Annotated in this window: 14 protein-coding genes and 1 riboswitch; of the genes, 5 read left to right on the top strand and 9 right to left on the bottom strand. The window is 38.5% G+C overall.

The features are described from left to right. Positions 1–575: 575 nt before the first annotated feature. The 6 genes from AC3WR0_RS23800 to AC3WR0_RS23775 form a co-directional block, all read right to left on the bottom strand. The gene (locus AC3WR0_RS23800) at positions 576–968 is read right to left on the bottom strand and encodes a globin domain-containing protein (protein WP_492554587.1); all 393 of its coding nucleotides are present in this window, start codon (positions 966–968) and stop codon (positions 576–578) included. Positions 969–1,157: 189 nt separating this feature from the next. Next, positions 1,158–2,414, bottom strand: a complete 1,257-nt coding sequence (locus AC3WR0_RS23795; RefSeq protein ID WP_492554586.1) for a DUF445 domain-containing protein — start codon at positions 2,412–2,414, stop codon at positions 1,158–1,160. Positions 2,415–2,542: 128 nt separating this feature from the next. After that, positions 2,543–4,369: an APC family permease gene (locus tag AC3WR0_RS23790; protein WP_492554585.1), complete on the bottom strand. Its 1,827-nt coding sequence runs from the start codon at positions 4,367–4,369 to the stop codon at positions 2,543–2,545. Between the two features lie 153 nt (positions 4,370–4,522). Then, a riboswitch (cyclic di-AMP (ydaO/yuaA leader) is annotated at positions 4,523–4,661 on the bottom strand. 237 nt (positions 4,662–4,898) lie between these two features. Further along, complete coding sequence (locus AC3WR0_RS23785; RefSeq protein WP_492554584.1) at positions 4,899–6,047, bottom strand: GerAB/ArcD/ProY family transporter; 1,149 nt, start codon at positions 6,045–6,047, stop codon at positions 4,899–4,901. A 22-nt stretch (positions 6,048–6,069) separates the two neighbouring features. Further along, the gene (locus AC3WR0_RS23780) at positions 6,070–7,281 is read right to left on the bottom strand and encodes a Ger(x)C family spore germination protein (RefSeq protein ID WP_492554583.1); all 1,212 of its coding nucleotides are present in this window, start codon (positions 7,279–7,281) and stop codon (positions 6,070–6,072) included. Beyond that, the gene (locus AC3WR0_RS23775; RefSeq protein ID WP_492554582.1) at positions 7,278–8,888 is read right to left on the bottom strand and encodes a spore germination protein; all 1,611 of its coding nucleotides are present in this window, start codon (positions 8,886–8,888) and stop codon (positions 7,278–7,280) included. The genes AC3WR0_RS23780 and AC3WR0_RS23775 overlap by 4 nt, the downstream gene beginning before the upstream one ends. 204 nt (positions 8,889–9,092) lie before the next feature. On the opposite strand from AC3WR0_RS23775, the gene AC3WR0_RS23770 reads away from it, so the two are divergent. From AC3WR0_RS23770 to AC3WR0_RS23755, 4 genes are all read left to right on the top strand, one after another. Continuing rightward, positions 9,093–9,332 (top strand): YczF family membrane protein, encoded by a 240-nt coding sequence (locus tag AC3WR0_RS23770; RefSeq protein ID WP_492554581.1) that lies wholly within the window; start codon positions 9,093–9,095, stop codon positions 9,330–9,332. A 609-nt stretch (positions 9,333–9,941) separates the two neighbouring features. Continuing rightward, a complete protein-coding gene (locus AC3WR0_RS23765) occupies positions 9,942–10,649 on the top strand; it encodes a hypothetical protein (RefSeq protein ID WP_492554580.1) in 708 nt (235 codons plus the stop codon). Positions 10,650–10,928: 279 nt separating this feature from the next. After that, positions 10,929–11,276: a hypothetical protein gene (locus AC3WR0_RS23760; RefSeq protein ID WP_492554579.1), complete on the top strand. Its 348-nt coding sequence runs from the start codon at positions 10,929–10,931 to the stop codon at positions 11,274–11,276. 352 nt (positions 11,277–11,628) lie between these two features. Continuing rightward, the gene (locus AC3WR0_RS23755) at positions 11,629–11,778 is read left to right on the top strand and encodes a hypothetical protein (protein ID WP_492554578.1); all 150 of its coding nucleotides are present in this window, start codon (positions 11,629–11,631) and stop codon (positions 11,776–11,778) included. Between the two features lie 124 nt (positions 11,779–11,902). On the opposite strand, the gene AC3WR0_RS23750 is transcribed toward AC3WR0_RS23755, so the two are convergent. Then, positions 11,903–12,313 (bottom strand): hypothetical protein, encoded by a 411-nt coding sequence (locus AC3WR0_RS23750; RefSeq protein ID WP_492554577.1) that lies wholly within the window; start codon positions 12,311–12,313, stop codon positions 11,903–11,905. A 501-nt stretch (positions 12,314–12,814) separates the two neighbouring features. Between AC3WR0_RS23750 and AC3WR0_RS23745 the strand changes: the two genes are divergently transcribed. Continuing rightward, the gene (locus AC3WR0_RS23745) at positions 12,815–14,530 is read left to right on the top strand and encodes an alpha-keto acid decarboxylase family protein (protein ID WP_492554576.1); all 1,716 of its coding nucleotides are present in this window, start codon (positions 12,815–12,817) and stop codon (positions 14,528–14,530) included. An 83-nt stretch (positions 14,531–14,613) separates the two neighbouring features. Here the strand turns inward: AC3WR0_RS23745 and AC3WR0_RS23740 are convergent, their stop codons facing one another. Continuing rightward, positions 14,614–15,417 (bottom strand): nuclease-related domain-containing protein, encoded by an 804-nt coding sequence (locus tag AC3WR0_RS23740; protein ID WP_492554575.1) that lies wholly within the window; start codon positions 15,415–15,417, stop codon positions 14,614–14,616. Positions 15,418–16,320: 903 nt separating this feature from the next. After that, positions 16,321–16,548: a hypothetical protein gene (locus tag AC3WR0_RS23735; RefSeq protein ID WP_492554574.1), complete on the bottom strand. Its 228-nt coding sequence runs from the start codon at positions 16,546–16,548 to the stop codon at positions 16,321–16,323. Positions 16,549–16,714 lie beyond the last annotated feature (166 nt).

Below are 16,714 nucleotides of genomic sequence, written 5' to 3'. Positions count from 1 at the left end.
GCAAGGCAGGAGTCTGCTTGATTCCATTGTGTTAGTCTATCGAGGTCAGTTTTCTTTTAACTGACCTAAGTAGTTACCATTTTATATTAAAAAATGAAGAATTTTAAACTATTTTAATAGAAAAGGATGATCTTTTATAAACTTTAAGCTGAAAATGATGTAAAAGAGTCAAAATTTTTACCAAAATACCTTCCGAGCGTGTCACTTTTGGTGGGCTCGCTTGAGTAATGCACGAATTCATCAAGGTAATGCACGAAATTTCATAAGTAATGCACGATTTCGTTAAGGTAATGCACGAATTCATCAAGGTAATGCACGAATTCATCAAGGTAATGCACGAATCGACATGAGGAATGCACGTGTTCTTCGGGGAATGCACGTAATCATCCAGGAATGCACATGTTCATCGAGGAGTGAACATACACGTTTTCATCTAGAAATGCACGTTTTCCTCCAGGGCTGCACATGCCCTTGTTCATCTTTCGGGCTGCAACTCCAACTGAACATCCCGCTGTCACCATAACCCACGCCGATTCATAATCGAAAAAAATCCTCCGGCATTTAACGGAGGATTTCTACTCTCTATCTGGACTATTGACCATAATCCCAGCCACCTGCGTTAACCGGTCATAAAAAGCCTGTCCTGCGGGTTCGTCCCATAGGCCAATTTCCTGAAAGGCTTCCTTCATGCAGCGCAGCCAGCTCTGGGCTCTTTTCGGTGATACTTCAAATGGCATATGGCGGTGTCTCATCGCAGGTGGGCCGAATTCCTGGCTATACAAAGCGGGTCCTCCTAAAAATTGCGGCAGAAACATTCTCTGCTTTCTCTTGATTTCATCCATATCGCCTGTAAAAAGTGGAGCTAGATTGGGATCCTTATATACTCTTGGGTAAAAGGCATCAACCAATTTATCGATTGTCTCCTGTCCCCCAATTTCGGTGTATAGTTCTCTAAATTGATATTCCATTACTTCACCCCACTTCATTTTTCCTCTTATTATATAGCTATATCATGTCATAAATGGTGATTTATATCACACTAATCAAAAATAGTCTCTGTCATAAGAAACTAGTTAAACGAATTGCATCATGAAAAGACCTCCACTGCCTTTGACGAAAAAAAATGACGTGTGAGTTCACACGTCATTTTTCTAGTATTAGACAAAAAACTTTATAACTGTCAGGATTACCCCAATAAAAAATCCGCAAATGGCTCCATTTACACGGATCCATTGGAGATCCTTCCCTACGTTATTTTCCAGCATATCGATAAGTGTTTCATTATCGAGCTTATCAAGGTTTTCTTTTACAAGCTGGCCGATCTTGGCATGGTTTGCGTCAATCAAATAGAAGATTTGATTTTGAATCCAAGTTTCAGCAGAATCCATTTTTTCAGGTGCTTCTCTTACTTCATGGATAAACTTCCTTACAAATGAAAGAACGTATTGCTCTACAAATTCATCTTCTTCTATCATACTGATCAATTTATTTTGCAGCTGCGTTAAAATAGCGCCTATTTGTTTTTCTGGGCTCCAATTGTTAAGCAGTGTTTCCTTCCAATTGTTTATATCATTTACGAGATCTTTTTTCTCTTCAAAGCCTTTAAGCTCCCTGCGTATTCGGTTAAGGATCAAATGCCTGTAAGGATTGTCCTCTTTTTGCAGGAGAACAATTCTTTGGAGAAAAAACGGCTGGAGCATGTTGCCCAGTTTTTCCTCGTTCAGCATATTGCTAAAAGTGCTGATTGCCATTTTTAAAAAACCATCGGCTTCTGTGTTATCCAGTAGCTGTTTCGCCATCTTACCGATTTTGTACTTTGTTTCTTCATCCCTTATCCACTTTTCAGTCTCCACAAGGACGTAGTCTAATGCTTTTGCATCTAGTTTTCGGTCTAATGCTTCCTGAATAAGTTTTTGAAGCAGAGTGATTACATCTAAACGGCGGAGATATTCCTTTAACTCTTTTTCCAGAAAAGCAGCCATTTTTTCTATGTTAACTAAGCCAATTGCCTGGAGCAGCCGACGTCTAATCCACTTTTTCATCGCATCAGATTCCATTTGTTTTTCTGCGATGCTAAATACTTTCTCGGCAATCTTAATTTGCTTGATTTTCCCCTGGATACTTTCTTTTGTCAGCCAGTCATTCTCAAGCATGTTAATGAGTGCGCCAATCATTCGATCACGATTCTTTGGAAGCAGTGCTGTGTGCGGGATCGGAATACCCAGTGGATGCCGGAATAGAGCTGTGACGGCGAACCAATCGGCAAGTCCCCCGACCAGACCGGCTTCAAATCCGCCTTGGAATAAACGGCCAATTAGTGAATCTTGAAATGGTAGCGTGGCGAGAAAGCCAACGGCCATGATAGCCAATGATACTTTCGCGAAGTACTTTGATTTTTTGTGTTGTTTTGCCATAGAATCCCTCGGTTATTCATTAAATTTACTACACTATAATACCATTTTTATGACACTTTTTTAAAATAACTTGTTTCATAAGTTTTCAAAAGACCAACCAGAAATTCTGATTGGCCAGGGTACATGCTTTATTTTTTCAAATGGTATGGTACTGTCGTTACAATAACATTTCTGCGGTAGAGCAAAAAGGCCCTTATTAAAAGACTGGATTGATTATGGAGAATATTATGCCAGCTTTTCTTCGGAATAAACTGCGGAATTAAAACAGTAACACGGTGATTGTATTCCGCTGCTTTATGTTCCACAGTATCTATAAATTTCGTCAGCGGATGAATGATACTCCTATAGTGTGAATGCAATGTGACCAATCGAACATCGGGCTGCCACTTTTTCCACTTCTTTTCAAATTCCGCTTCACTTTCACGGTCAAAGGCTACATAAACAGCAATTAATTGGACCGTTCCCAGCGACTTCGCGTAAACTAATGAGTTTTCAACCACATGAGTCATACCCGCAACCGGGACAATCATGACATTTCCTTCAATCGAAGGGATTGGCTCATTGTTGCTTAAGCTTAGCTGTTCTCCGACGGCATTATAATGTTTTTTGATTGCGTGAAATAGCAGCACGATTAATGGAAGAAAAATCAGGACGGACCATACCTGCCCGAACTTGGTAATAAAAAAGATCATCATGACCACAAAACTGATCAAGGCCCCAACAAAGTTGGTGATTAATTTTACTATCCATCCCTGCGGTTTTTCCCGGATCCATTTTACCAGCATTCCAGTCTGAGAAAGAGTAAATGGAATAAACACTCCTACCGCATAAAGAGGAATCAATCGTTCTGTCCGGCCTTTAAATACAATGATCAAAATGATGGCCATAACAGCGAGGAAGATGATTCCATTGGAATAACCCAGCCGATCGCCTCTTATAGTAAACATCCTGGCGATATATTTATCTTTTGCCAAATTAACGGCCAGCAAAGGAAAAGCCGAATAACCAGTGTTGGCTGCCAGAACCAGGATCATAGCGGTTGTAGCCTGGATAAAGTAATACATATAATTACGGCCAAATGTCTTAGCTGTTATTTGGGAAACAACCGTTTCTTTTTCATGTGGGACAATGCCGTAATAATACGCTAAATATACGATACCTGTAAACAGTACAGCAAGAATGAATCCCATTGCTATCAAGGTTTTGGCTGCATTTTTGGGTGCCGGATCCTTAAAGTTAGGAATCGCGTTCGAAATGGCTTCTACACCTGTCAAAGCAGAACAGCCAGATGCAAAGGCTCTAAGTAATAAAAATAAAGTGATACCAGCAACAGGCGTTCCAATTGGTGAATGTGCTTCTGCTGGTACGGCTCCCGTAACAATGTGATAAATACCAACAATGATTAAAATAACAAGGGCCAGAACGAATAAATAAACGGGATAAGCTAAAACAGACGCCGATTCAGTTATCCCTCTAAGATTTAAGATGGTAATAAATATGACTAATATAATAGCAATCAAGACGTTGTATGGATGTAATGATGGAAAAGCCGAAGTAATCGCATCCGTACCAGCTGATACACTTACAGCCACGGTTAAAATATAATCAACCAACAATGAACCGCCTGCTATTAATCCGGGATTTTCACCAAGGTTCTCTTTAGAAACAACATAGGCTCCTCCGCCATGCGGATAGGCATAGATAATTTGCCGGTATGATAGGATCAAGGCTATTAATAGAAATAAAACCCCTATCGCTATAGGCAGCGAATACCAAAAGGCGATAGCACTTATCGAAACGAGGACAAGAAGAATTTGCTCGGGCCCGTAAGCCACTGACGAAAGGGCGTCAGATGAAAGAATTGCCAATGCCTTTACCTTATTTAATTTTTGTTCCCCTAATTCATGAGATTTTAGGGGTCTTCCTATCAAAAACCTCTTTAGTACATTTAACAATTAATTCCGCCCCCATAAATTTTTCTTTTGTATAATTCCCTTTTTTTAGAAATCAAATCAGAGACAAGTTTTATTATTTTTGTAATAAAAAAAGCCCTCCAGGCATAGTAAGCTGCCCAGCGGACTAAAGTTTCCTCGTCTCACCAGTTTTCACCTTCCACTCCTGTTACGCTTACGAGGTTAGCTGTCGGGTTCGGGCCATAAGAGTAGCCCTTCCTATTTAAGGATTCACCCCAAGTGGAAACCACAATCTCGGGTCCCCCGCTCCATAAGGATTAAGCGAATTAGAACTATGAAACTGATTTACATATTACTCCTGTAATTTTCATTTGTAAATGAATATGTGGAAAGGAAAAGCCCTTGCTTACAGAGCTTAATAAAAAGTACTTACAATGAGACTAAAAAAAGGAAAACTTTTAACAAAAATTCATTACTGACATGAAGACTTCTTAGAGTTTGTAAGGTTTAAGGCTAGAATAATCCAGTAACAATTCGGCTTAACTAGATGGAATGTACTTCCATACCCAGCTCATTGATTTGTAGAGCTTATTTCTGATTTCGAAGTTTGATCGCTGGTTGTTTTCTGCTTTTTCTTTCTGTTCCTAAAAAAAGCAATAACGAGCAGCATCATAGGAATGATGATTTGAAAGGGCCAATGTAAGTAGATAGGGACTATCTTCAAACCTTCCTTTATATGTTCTGCATAATTTGAAGCGATCGTAAGTGAGGCAAATAAAACAATTAAACCAATTGGAAAAGTTAACTTGCTTGTATTCTTAAATTTAAATAATTCAGTTGCTCCCAGCACGGCAGCATAAAAGTAGAGAGTTATTTTGAAAAACCCGCCAATAACCAGGTAAAGCATAAAAAATACATCCAGTCTTTCAATAAAATTCATAAGATCAATTTTTGAAATCGTGCTTAGCAAAGGGAAAGGAGAACGAATAATAAGGTCTGTCCCCAGAGCAGCAATATTGATAATGGTTGTAATGATTATATTTATTCCGCTCAGAATAATCCCTGAAAGGCACACCAATTTTGCTTTTTTTGGTTCATTTAAATTGGGAAGAATCATGGTAAAGATGATCATTTCACCAAAAGGGAAGGTAATGGTTTCGCCCAATGTTTTCTTTATTACCGGCATTATGCCATTTTCCAATATTGGTTTAAGATTTTCTAAATGCAGCAGTCCTGAAAATAGAACTAATAAAAAACCTATAATGGCCATTAAATAAACCATCATAAATAAAAGCTCTCCTACCCGGGCCAAAACTTCAAGGCCTTTATGGATGGCGTAAATGACGGTAAGAACCATCAATGCATTAAGGATAAAAAGCGGGGTATTCGTATAGATGGTTGTCGTTAATAATTCACCGATATCACGCATTACCCTAGATGCACAATAAAGAAAATAGACGATATATAAAAATCCAAGGATGCTTCCAATAAATTTTCCTGTAATTTTTTGTACATATCCAGTCAGGGGCAAATCCGGGTAATAGCTAAACAGGCGATGATAGACAAGAAAAAGCAGAAGACCTCCTGCCATCCCTAGCAGGACAGCTATCCACGCATCCTGCTTCAAGCCAGAAGCAATACCTACAACAATAGAACTGCCCATCTCAAACAAAAATACAAGGACAAACAATTGGAACGAATTGATCTTAATGGTGTCCATCCATGCTCCCCCTTCTGTAGGGTTATTGTTTCATATCCACCGAAAACGGATTGGTCCGAATCCCACCCCGGCGGAGATAGGAATCTACTTTAACTGTCACTTTTAATTCGGCAAACTGATTATCCCAATCTTTACTAATCCTTTTCCATAGCTTCGGGTCAGTACGGTGAACGGCATCTCCGAAACCAAAAATATCACTGCGTTGTTTTTGAGCAGATTTAATGGTATCCAGTACTTCCTTCTGAATTGAATTTTCCATTTTTTGTTCAATTTTCCCGATGACGTCTGGATCAGTTAATTTAATCGGCAAATCTGCCTGGCTCACATTTCCTTCATTCTCAATCGCTACATGAATAACAGGCTTATCGTTTTTAACAGTTGCAGATACCTTGGTCTTGGACCGGAGTGTAATTAAACTAATAGCATTCTTTTTTCCCTTCCAATCTATATTTACATCTGTGCCTTTGATCTTATCGAGGACCCATACAGCACCTCGGGCTTCTTTACCATCAATCCAGCCTTTTAATTTACCCTTTTTAAAAATAGCCAGTCCATCAGTCTTTATTATTACCTCCGGGATAGTTGAATCCAAATTTGATTTATATTTCCCCTTATTCTTGTCCCCTACTAATTGGAATCCATTAGCTATGGGTAGTTTTCCAGTGCTTACAAGTCCGCTGATAAAGTCATCAATCGTTATCTTAAAATTCTCTCCTAACATATTTTCGGTTACCTGAAGAGATTTGGTGAGATTATTGACTGGCAGCTTATCTAGAATGGTAAGAGTGGAGAGCATCTCCTCAGCTGTGGTTCCCCTGGCGATAACTAACTGGGTAGTGGTCCTAAATACGGGATCCCGGTCAAGGGCATCCAAAATATTAACAACCCCTTCCTTTTTTGCCAGCTTCTCGCTAATCACAACCACATTCGTATGGGCAAAATAGAGAGTTCTGGAAATTTTCTTGGTCGCGTTCCTCGCGGCATCCGTTAAATTTACACCGGAACTTTTGTAAACCGCAATGGGAAGGCCACCCCCGCCGCCCATTTGCCCTGTATTTACATTTCCAGGATTAACTATTTGAAAGGTAAGATTATATCCCTTTCCATTCTCTCCTCTGTCTACTCCTAATGCCATCACAAAAGCTAATTCCGTTAATTCCTTTTGGTTCCAGCAGCCGCCAAGAAACGGAACGGCAGTGATGATCAATAAAAGAATTGCCAAGGTCCGTTTCATTCCTGATCACCTTTTTTTGCAGAATCACTATCATTTTGCTTTGGCGGGCCCGGTTTTTGATTGGATCCCGTTCTAGATATATTTCCTTTACTTATTAAATGCGGACGATCTTTAAATGCAAATATAGGAAAGCGTATCAAAGCATCCTGCTGATTATGGATATTAAAAGGTGCTAACGGTGACATATATGGTATCCCGAACGACCGCAGTGAGCACAAATGAAGGAACATAAAAATAAGCCCCAGTGATATCCCATAAAACCCTAAAAATGTGGCAATTGCCATTAGCACAAAGCGTAGCAATCTTGCCGAAATCGCCATGGCGAAGGAAGGTGTTGAAAAATTCGCTATTGCGGTCATCGAAACAACAATGACCATAACAGGAGACACAAAACCGGCCTGAACGGCTGCCTGGCCGATTACAAGTGCTCCCACTATTGAAACAGCCTGGCCGACCGCTCTTGGGAGCCTTAATCCGGCTTCCCTTAAAATTTCAAAGACAACTTCCATGACTAAAGCCTCGATAAATGCCGGAAAGGGTACATTTTCCCTCTGTGCTGCAATGGCAATCGCCATTGTCGTTGGAATCATTTCCTGATGAAAAGTGGTTGCTGCGACATATGTCGCTGGTCCGATTAAAGCGGTGAAAAAGGCTAAAATTCGTAATAGCCGAATTCCGGTTGAAATATCAAAGCGGAAATAATAGTCATCCGGTGCCTGGAAAAATTGAATAAATAATGCTGGTGCCGTAATAACAAATGGTGTCCCATCCACTATAATCGCAATCCTGCCTTCCACCAGCTGTGAGGCCACTACATCGGGCCTTTCTGTATGGTAAGTGGTTGGAAAGGTAGTCCATGTTTGGTCTTCAATCAATTGCTCAATATATCCCGATCCGCCCATTGCATCCATATCAATCCGTTTTAATCTGGTCCTTATTTCCTCAACGATTTTCTCATTGGCTATCCCTTTGATATACATGATGCCTATATCGGTTGAAGAAACCTTGCCAATTTTCATGGATTCAAGCCACAAATTGGGACTTTTAATACGTCTTCTAATTAATGCAGTATTTGTCCGTATCGACTCTGTAAAAGAATCCTTAGGGCCCCGTATGGATAATTGAGTGGTTGGTTCGGAAACCGCCCTTTTTTCTCCACCTCTCGTACTGCCGCTAATTGCTTTATTAAAACCATCTAAGAAAATAATTGTTTCTCCAGAAAGGAGCAATTCATATGTTTTTTTCCAGTCCCTCACAACTTTGATATCTCCAAGGGCAACCGCTTTTTCAAACAAAAACCTAAAAGGATCATTTGAAATATCTTCTGAGTTGGTTTCCATAAAAGATTCCAGAACAAAATCACTAATTGCCTTACTATCAACCAGACCATCGAAATATACGAGTGCTCCCTTATGTGTTCCGAGCTTATATTCGCGAATAACAACATCTGTACTGTTACCCAGCTCTTCTTTTATTCGGCTAATATTATCCTTATAATCCCGGAGGATTGGCAATTCTTCAGGTTTACCTGGATCTTGATCTTGACGGATATTATCATCCTGTCTCTTTTTTTGTTTTTTCGTAAAAATTTTAGACAAAAATGACACATCGCCCGCCTCGCTTTTCGTAGGTTATACACACATATCCAATAATGGTTATCCTAACCAAACCAATTTATTTTATCCAATTATGGATGGACTATCGAAAAAAAGGAACATGGATAGGAACGCGGGAACAGGAATGGGGAGCCAAGAATAACTAAGGGGGAAAAAAGGAACAATAACATCATTCCCAAACTGCAGGTGAAACAGATGAAAATACTTTTAGTCACCTTTATTTTGTCGGTTACAGTATTATTGTTAATTATGTCATTGGACCTGATTATGGGTTCCAAATTGAATGAGGTTTTTTGGAAAGCTTCCAATCCTTTTCGGGTAATGGAGCCTTCAGAATATGCTGTCGTATTTATGTTCATCATCAGTTTAGGTATCTATTATTTAAAAACATTTCTTACTAAAAAGAAAAATAAGGATAATACTTCAAAGAGTTAATGTGAATGGATAAAATTCTCTTCGACTGACATACCAAAAACCCGGAAAAAGGTGACTTTTTAGAAAGGCCAGCGCTATCCGGGTTATCGCTTTAGAGCCTTCCTGTCCGAATAATTGGTCCATTCGGACAGCTTTCGTAAATTCAAAAGCGTTCCTGTCCGAATCCGTGTGCTATTCAGACTCCACTTGCAGGTCAAGACTCCTTCTTGTCCGAACCCAGGTATTTTTCAGACTCAATTCGGAGATCCAGGCTCCTTCCTGTCCGAATCATTAATCCTTGCACGGATTCCCTTGCTGTTTCTAAATTAATTTCCACTTGAAACACCTATCAAGACTCAACCCCCTCCCAACTTTATTTATCAATGGATCAAAAGTATTCTAGGGAATTGATCATTATTTCCTAGGCAAGCGCAAAAAAGAACAAATTATATTAATGAAATACGATTGCTGTCGAAAAGCTGCTGGTTTTAGCGGATCATAGAATTCTTTTACAATGTGTCATTTTAATTCAAAATTGCCCTAATCCTTTCCTGCAATTACTTATTTATGTAAAGAGCTTTTTAGACCTAGGGGGCATACTATTCATGAATCTAATGAGAGGGTGATTTTATGTCAATGGAATGGTTTGACCGAGTGGTTGGGGAATTACAGAGTCACCTGGAATCTATTTGTGAAAAGTATGACCAAGAAGGCCAAATGGCGGTTGAAAGAGGATCAAAGCATCCAAGAATCGAGTTTTTTGTCGATTTCGAAGATGGTGAAAGGGATTATTTTTATACCTTATTTTTTGATCCGCAAAATGAAGAATTCTATACGGAAACCATTGATGATGAACTAGAACAGCCTGCCAGAGTCATTCTTTCAGATATAGATGATATTGTTGATGCAGTGCACGAAGGTTTCCATGATTATATTGAGGATGAGGATCAATCGGATGTTGTTTATGCAGATGTTGATGACGACACGCTGTATTTTGACACCTATGAAGATGGCGAAAGTGATGAAAGGTACGAGGACGAAGAACTCCTTCTTACTGAAATAGTTGATGAAGACGATATTCTTGAGGAAATTGAGGTAGAGTGGGAAACTCCTGAAGTGACCGCATTCCTAAAAGAAGATGAGGTCGAGGTTACCTACCAGTTTGGTCTTGTTCAGGAAACCGGTGATGGTGTTCTCCGCCGAATAAATCGCTTGTGGACAGAGGATAATGAATTAGTGAAAGACGAATCAAACTTTATCTTCACAAAAGAAGAAGCTTCCACAATCATTGCTATGATTGCTAGCCACATGGATTCAATGCAGGGTTACGAAGATTAAGCCGATTTAAATAGAATCTATTATGGATTTCAACACAGTATCTACCAACATTTTAACTTCATAATGAGGGTTCCTCCAAAGGTTTAGTAAGCGTTATTTCTTACTACATTTAACTGAGGAGCTCTTTTTTAAAAAAAGGAATGCTAACCCGCCTATCGTATTATTTTCTGATGGATCGTTTTTTTATGGTTTTATAATAACGCCTTTTGTGTTTACTTCGTTTGCCGATTGGAAATAAGCATAATAGTTCTCAACCATTCTCTAGGAGGAGTGATTTTAATGGAAGGACATTCCAACAAGGTCAAACATAAAACCATAACTGCGCTGAATAGAGTAAAGTCTAGTATTAAGGAAAAATTCTTTAATATCGCAGACATACCGTCAACAACTGTAAAAGAATTAGCTGATTTTATCCAACATCACCCTGATGCAAAATTTACCAAGAAAGAAATGCTCGGAAATACTTATTCTTTCTATAATTTAGAAACACAGGGATATAAATATTATTTAGAAACCAATGAATTCAAAATTTTACAGTTAGATGTATTTTCTCAGGATAAAAACATGGTATCTTATCGATCATATAGGGATTCTTATCAAATGAATACACCAATAAGAATACCCTAACTGTAAAATTCCCAGCCTCTTAAATAGAGGCTTCTCCTTTGCCTTCCCCCGGTAGGTCCATACTAACAAGATTGCCCAAATGGCAGCCTTTATAATGATGTACACCCCATAAATCTCTTTTTTATAGCCAAACTTCATTTTAAAAAAAGTTCTACTCATTCCTTCTAAACTTCTTCTCCGATAGATTTTATATAAATCTTGACCTCCCACTTCTAAAAATCCAGGAAAGTACCGCAAAAGCTATTCATGTTTCGCCTTTCTATTTATGTCACTTTAAATTTGTAATAACAGGTGATGTTTATAAGTATCAATTCGTACAGTTGCAGCATACTATCTTCGAGGTGAAATAACTATGGCTAATCATGAAGACATGTTTAGGGAATTGCATGGGATGAAAATTCCAGAGGAAAATAAGATGGATTACTCATCGAAGGAAACCTGGGCTAAGATAAAGGCAAATCTAGTTCAAAAGCAAACAAAAATCATTGACCATAAAGAATAAAGGTGCATCAGACCTGATGCACCTCCTTCGATTCTCTACACTCCCTTTTTTCAACAAGCAGCCGCACCAGTAAAACCTTTGTTAAAAGACTTTTATTGTAATGTTTACAATCATCCAATAATCGTTAAATGTATTTCGCCAAAACCAAGCTTTTAAGGTATTCATGAAACTTTTCGTTACCTAATTGGCAATGATCTTTATCCATTCCCACATAGATAAATAGTTCATGATATAGTTTTTCACTAACTCCTTGCAGAGTAAAGCCATTGATATACTGGTTATCCTCGGATGCTAGAATAATATTGATTCGCCTGCCAGATTGTACGTCTTCCCACATCTTTTCATTTTGATTTTCAACTATTTCATTTTTTAAATGGAATCCCAATGTGTATAGGTCAATTTTTTCTTCGGCCGTGTAAAGGTTTTTCAACACATTTATGTCTTTTATGACATAGTACCTACATGGATTTTCCACGTTTTCTCCAATATCAGCAAACTTAATATCTTCTTCTACAGCCAAATATTTTTCAGTCAAAATCTTATGTATTTTTTCCAGGTTGAATCTATAGGGAATATTTAATTTCTTAGCTAATCAGAATTCATATCCCTAAATTCTGAACGCATAAGTAAAACTAGGACATCCGCCAAAGGGACTTGCGTATGCCCAGTTTTTCTAATAATTCTCAAAAACTGCCTCAGTAAAATCGTTTATATATTTTTCCATTATCATTCCTCCAACAGAATACAATTTATCTAATGTCAAAAATTCTTCTTTTGCCTCGTTATTTCCTTCTGATTAGTTCAACAAGGGATGGAGTGAATCTTGTTCTTTTCCCACTGCCTCTTTTCTATCGCATTTTAAGCTCCCATGAAAAACCAAAATGTAATTGACCTAACTACCAACTCTTTCGATCCCCCCCGTCCTTGTGCTCCGATAAGCAATTTGATCGTTTTAAATTGACATTTTGAAAGCCGATTACTTGATCATTGAAAGGGTAATATTATACAGAATAGCGTAAGAAACGGTTAAGGAGTGATGAAAAAAATGACAGAGAACAGCAACTCTGGCCAGCAGACCGGTGCAACTCAAAAAACGGTTGGCCAGTATTTATTTGATTATCTTAAACAGGAGGGTATTACCGAAATTTTCGGCGTCCCAGGGGATTATAATTTTACACTGCTTGATACGCTGAATCAGATTAATGGCATCCAGTTTATCAATGGACGAAATGAACTAAACTCGGGATATGCTGCGGATGGTTATGCAAGAGTCAAAGGCCTATCTGCTCTTATTACTACCTTTGGAGTCGGAGAACTTAGCGCTTGTAATGCGATAGCTGGGGCTAATAGTGAGCATGTGCCATTGATTCACATTGTGGGTGCGCCACCCGAAAAGGACCAAAAAAAACACAAACTAATGCATCATACTCTGATGGACGGAAACTTCGACGTCTTCCGCAAAGTATATGAGCCGATTTCGGCTTACTCTGCCATGCTGACCCCGGAAAATGCTATGATTGAAATCCCAGCAGCGATTCGCACAGCAAAAGAAAAGAAAAAGCCAGTTTACCTTTCAATAGGCGATGATATCGTGTCCAAGCCCGTCATCTCCCGGGAAGAGCCAAAACTGACACGTCCCGCTTCCAGCCAAAAAACCCTTGAGGCTGCAGCCGATCATGTTCGTCAGATGCTACAAAAAGCCAGTCGGCCAGTAATCCTAATCGATGTTAAAACAATGCGGTTTGGCCTTCAGTCGGCGGTTCATCGGTTAGCTGATGCCATGAATGTACCTGTTGCAACTACGTTGTATGGAAAAGGATCTTTCTACGAAACCCATCCTAATTATATCGGAATGTATGGAGGAGCTTTCGGGAGTTCTGAAGTTCAAAGCACGGTTGAAAATGCAGATTGTGTGATTGCAGTAGGCTTGGTATGGGCGGATACCAACACGGCATCGTTTACAGCAAAATTGAATCCGCTCGTCACTATTGATATTCAGCCCGATATGGTCAAGGTTGCGGAATCGGAATATTCGAATGTACTCGCAGAAGACATGCTTCTTGAAGTGGAAAAAATCAGTTACAGTGGCCAATCTTCCACTGAAAAAGTGTCCTTCCCTTACGAACAAATCACTGGCATGGCCGATGAACCTATAAAAGCAGCGGACTATTATCCCCGTTTTCAGAACATGTTGAAAGAAAACGATATTGTGATTGCTGAAACCGGGACGTTCTTCTTTGGACTTGGACAAGTTAGATTACCGCAAAATGTAACATACATTACACAGGGAGGCTGGCAGTCCATCGGTTATGCCACACCATCCGCTTACGGTGCAAGCATCGCCGCGCCGGGCCGAAGGGTATTGCTTTTTACAGGTGATGGCTCCTTGCAGTTAACCGCCCAAGAGATAAGCTCTATGCTCTATTATGGCTGCAAACCTATTATCTTCGTCTTGAATAACAATGGATATACGATTGAGAAGTATTTAAATGTGAAAACCAAAACTGAGAATCAGCAATATAATGATATCCCACGCTGGTCTTACACTAAGCTGGCCGAAGCCTTTGGGGGCAATGCTTTTACATGGGCAGTCCGAACCAATGGAGAGCTTGATCAGGCTATAACTCAGGCTGAAGAGGAATGTGCAGAAAGGCTTTGCCTTATTGAAATGATGGTTGAAGATTCAATGGATGCACCTGATTATGTGCAAAAGATGCGCAGTTATATGCAGAAGCAGCAAAGTCAAAAATAATTCATTATAACAAGGGGTTCCTTAATAACCTTTTATGTACTTTTGTGGGTGCGATTGCTCATAAACAATCGCACCTTTTCTCTTTAAAAATTCTTTTGATGTTCAAAACAAAGGATCTTTCCTTCAAATTTTTTATAAGATGAACAAAACATCTTTACCTTTTCAGAAACTTCTTTTCCACATACTACACAGGTAGAGACCCTTTCCTCTTTATTTCCCTTAGGTTCGCTTTTATTGTTGTTACTTTTTAATAAAGCAATATGTCTTTCCCGGATAAATGGATCAGTAATATTTATATTTTGCAGCTTTTTATATAGATGTTGAAGTTCTTCATCAGAAAATATTGGTTTCTGGTTTTGCAGTTTTTGAAGATTGATTTTTCTATTTAGAAATTCAGAAAGTTCTACATCATAAACGATTAACTCCCGAGATTGAATTTTTCTAAGTTCAGGATTCACTTTAAAGGTACATCTTTTAGTAAATGACACAATGGATATAAAACTTGATTCAGATACGGATAAAACTGATTGAATCGCCTGTATGTGACCGAAGTTTTGATGAAAAGGATTCATGAAGGAAAACTTCCCATTCACAGACCAATTTCCTCTATTTATATCCCCATAAATGGTTCCTGCATAGTTTTTGGTTTCAATGACAAATAACCCATAGGAAGAAAAAACAACATGATCAACTTGGGAATAGCCTGATTTAGATTTAGAGTTTGGTATTAATAGGTCACTTAAATGAAAACAACCCTTAAGCTGATCAAGCTGAATATTAATCTTATATTCACCCAATTCACCAATTCTGTTTGAATCCACTTTTCTTTGTGGTGACTTTTTCTGGTTACTTTTTTCAACATCTTTTTTAAAAATATTAAGAAACATTAGTACAACCCCTTATTTATAAATGCAAAAGTCTAGAATGCTTTCTTTTATTATTTCGGAATAAATTTTCTAGTTTTTAACTGCTGGCAGATTAAAAGTTATTTACTATGCATTTGCTAGCACTTTACTACTTTATTGATAGCTTTTGGATAACTGTTTGATAGAATGCCTATGTTCACTAGTAAAATCAATAAACTTACCCTCTCTTAAGACTACATTTGTTTTGATAAACTATCCTGCTCGAGCCGTAGTTTATTTTTATTTAGAGGCTTTGCAACCATAGAATATTGAAAAGAAAGCATACAGAATATCCCGTCAGTCTTTAAGAAAAACACAGAAATGCGGTCTTATACTTCCTGTAGGAAATTGAAATACATTTATTGGCTTCCTCATAATCAACAGTAAAAACCCTCTGACTGTAAAAGACAGAGGGTTTTTTTAGCTCATTCTTTTGGATGTTTTTAAGATCTTGTATCTTAGCTTTTTAGCGAAGTTGCTTGTTAATGTGATTTTTTCCGCAGTAACTTATCCAGTTTATCTTCGATTCTTTTAAGCCTCTTTTCGTAGTGCCGAAAAGTGAGGTAGGCAGTAATTGCTTTAATCACAAAAAATGAAATGGCTACAATAGCAATAAGCAGATAATTATTTTGGACACGATTTACAAATTCATTAATATCATGCATATGGATCCGCAACCCGCTTTCTAAGTCAATACGATATATGAATTATTTATTTTGTCCTATTTATTAAGGAAGTATGTTGGATATCATGTACAAACCTTATAAGCATTTTCACTGCCACTCACAAGACCCTGCAAGATGAAATGTGGGATAACCGGGATGGGATGTTCTAACATCATTAAATTCTTCAGCAAGCCCGTTCCTCGGAAAATGACCCTGTTACCTATGCGTGGTCACCCTCTCTGCGTTTTGGCTCCAATGTTACTTCCATATAATTTAATTCCATGTTTACTTCAGCGAGATCCATTGCTTCATCCTGCGTCATATATTTTGGAGTTGTTACTATCCTTTTCACCTCAAGACCTAATACATTTGCTTCTTGATCCTCGAATTCCAGCACAATCGGTGTCATTGCTGAATTATAAACTCTTCCGTTTATAAGTATTTTCATCCGGTTACCTCTGTTTTTAGAAATTTTTTTAGAAGCTATTGCGGGTTATTCCTTAACTTTCAAAAAAGCCATAGCCCTAGTATTTACAATATCCCTTCGATTTTATAACCCATTCCCTCAGCTATCTATCAAACATGAAGGTTTCCGTTGAAGTGACAGGCATCTT

Source organism: Neobacillus sp. FW104-15D2 (genome assembly GCF_058790155.1).
Note: the sequence above shows the minus strand (reverse complement) of the source record. Positions and strands in the feature narration are given on the sequence as shown.

Excerpts from the sequence above, each read along its gene's own strand:
- AC3WR0_RS23745 (WP_492554576.1), top strand. The coding sequence starts at position 12,815 with ATGAAAAAAATGACAGAGAACAGCAACTCTGGCCAGCAGACCGGTGCA.
- AC3WR0_RS23800 (WP_492554587.1), bottom strand. The coding sequence starts at position 968 with ATGGAATATCAATTTAGAGAACTATACACCGAAATTGGGGGACAGGAG.
- AC3WR0_RS23755 (WP_492554578.1), top strand. The coding sequence starts at position 11,629 with ATGGCTAATCATGAAGACATGTTTAGGGAATTGCATGGGATGAAAATT.
- AC3WR0_RS23765 (WP_492554580.1), top strand. The coding sequence starts at position 9,942 with ATGTCAATGGAATGGTTTGACCGAGTGGTTGGGGAATTACAGAGTCAC.
- AC3WR0_RS23740 (WP_492554575.1), bottom strand. The coding sequence starts at position 15,417 with ATGTTTCTTAATATTTTTAAAAAAGATGTTGAAAAAAGTAACCAGAAA.
- AC3WR0_RS23735 (WP_492554574.1), bottom strand. The coding sequence starts at position 16,548 with ATGAAAATACTTATAAACGGAAGAGTTTATAATTCAGCAATGACACCG.
- AC3WR0_RS23780 (WP_492554583.1), bottom strand. The coding sequence starts at position 7,281 with ATGAAACGGACCTTGGCAATTCTTTTATTGATCATCACTGCCGTTCCG.
- AC3WR0_RS23760 (WP_492554579.1), top strand. The coding sequence starts at position 10,929 with ATGGAAGGACATTCCAACAAGGTCAAACATAAAACCATAACTGCGCTG.
- AC3WR0_RS23770 (WP_492554581.1), top strand. The coding sequence starts at position 9,093 with ATGAAAATACTTTTAGTCACCTTTATTTTGTCGGTTACAGTATTATTG.
- AC3WR0_RS23785 (WP_492554584.1), bottom strand. The coding sequence starts at position 6,047 with ATGGACACCATTAAGATCAATTCGTTCCAATTGTTTGTCCTTGTATTT.
- AC3WR0_RS23795 (WP_492554586.1), bottom strand. The coding sequence starts at position 2,414 with ATGGCAAAACAACACAAAAAATCAAAGTACTTCGCGAAAGTATCATTG.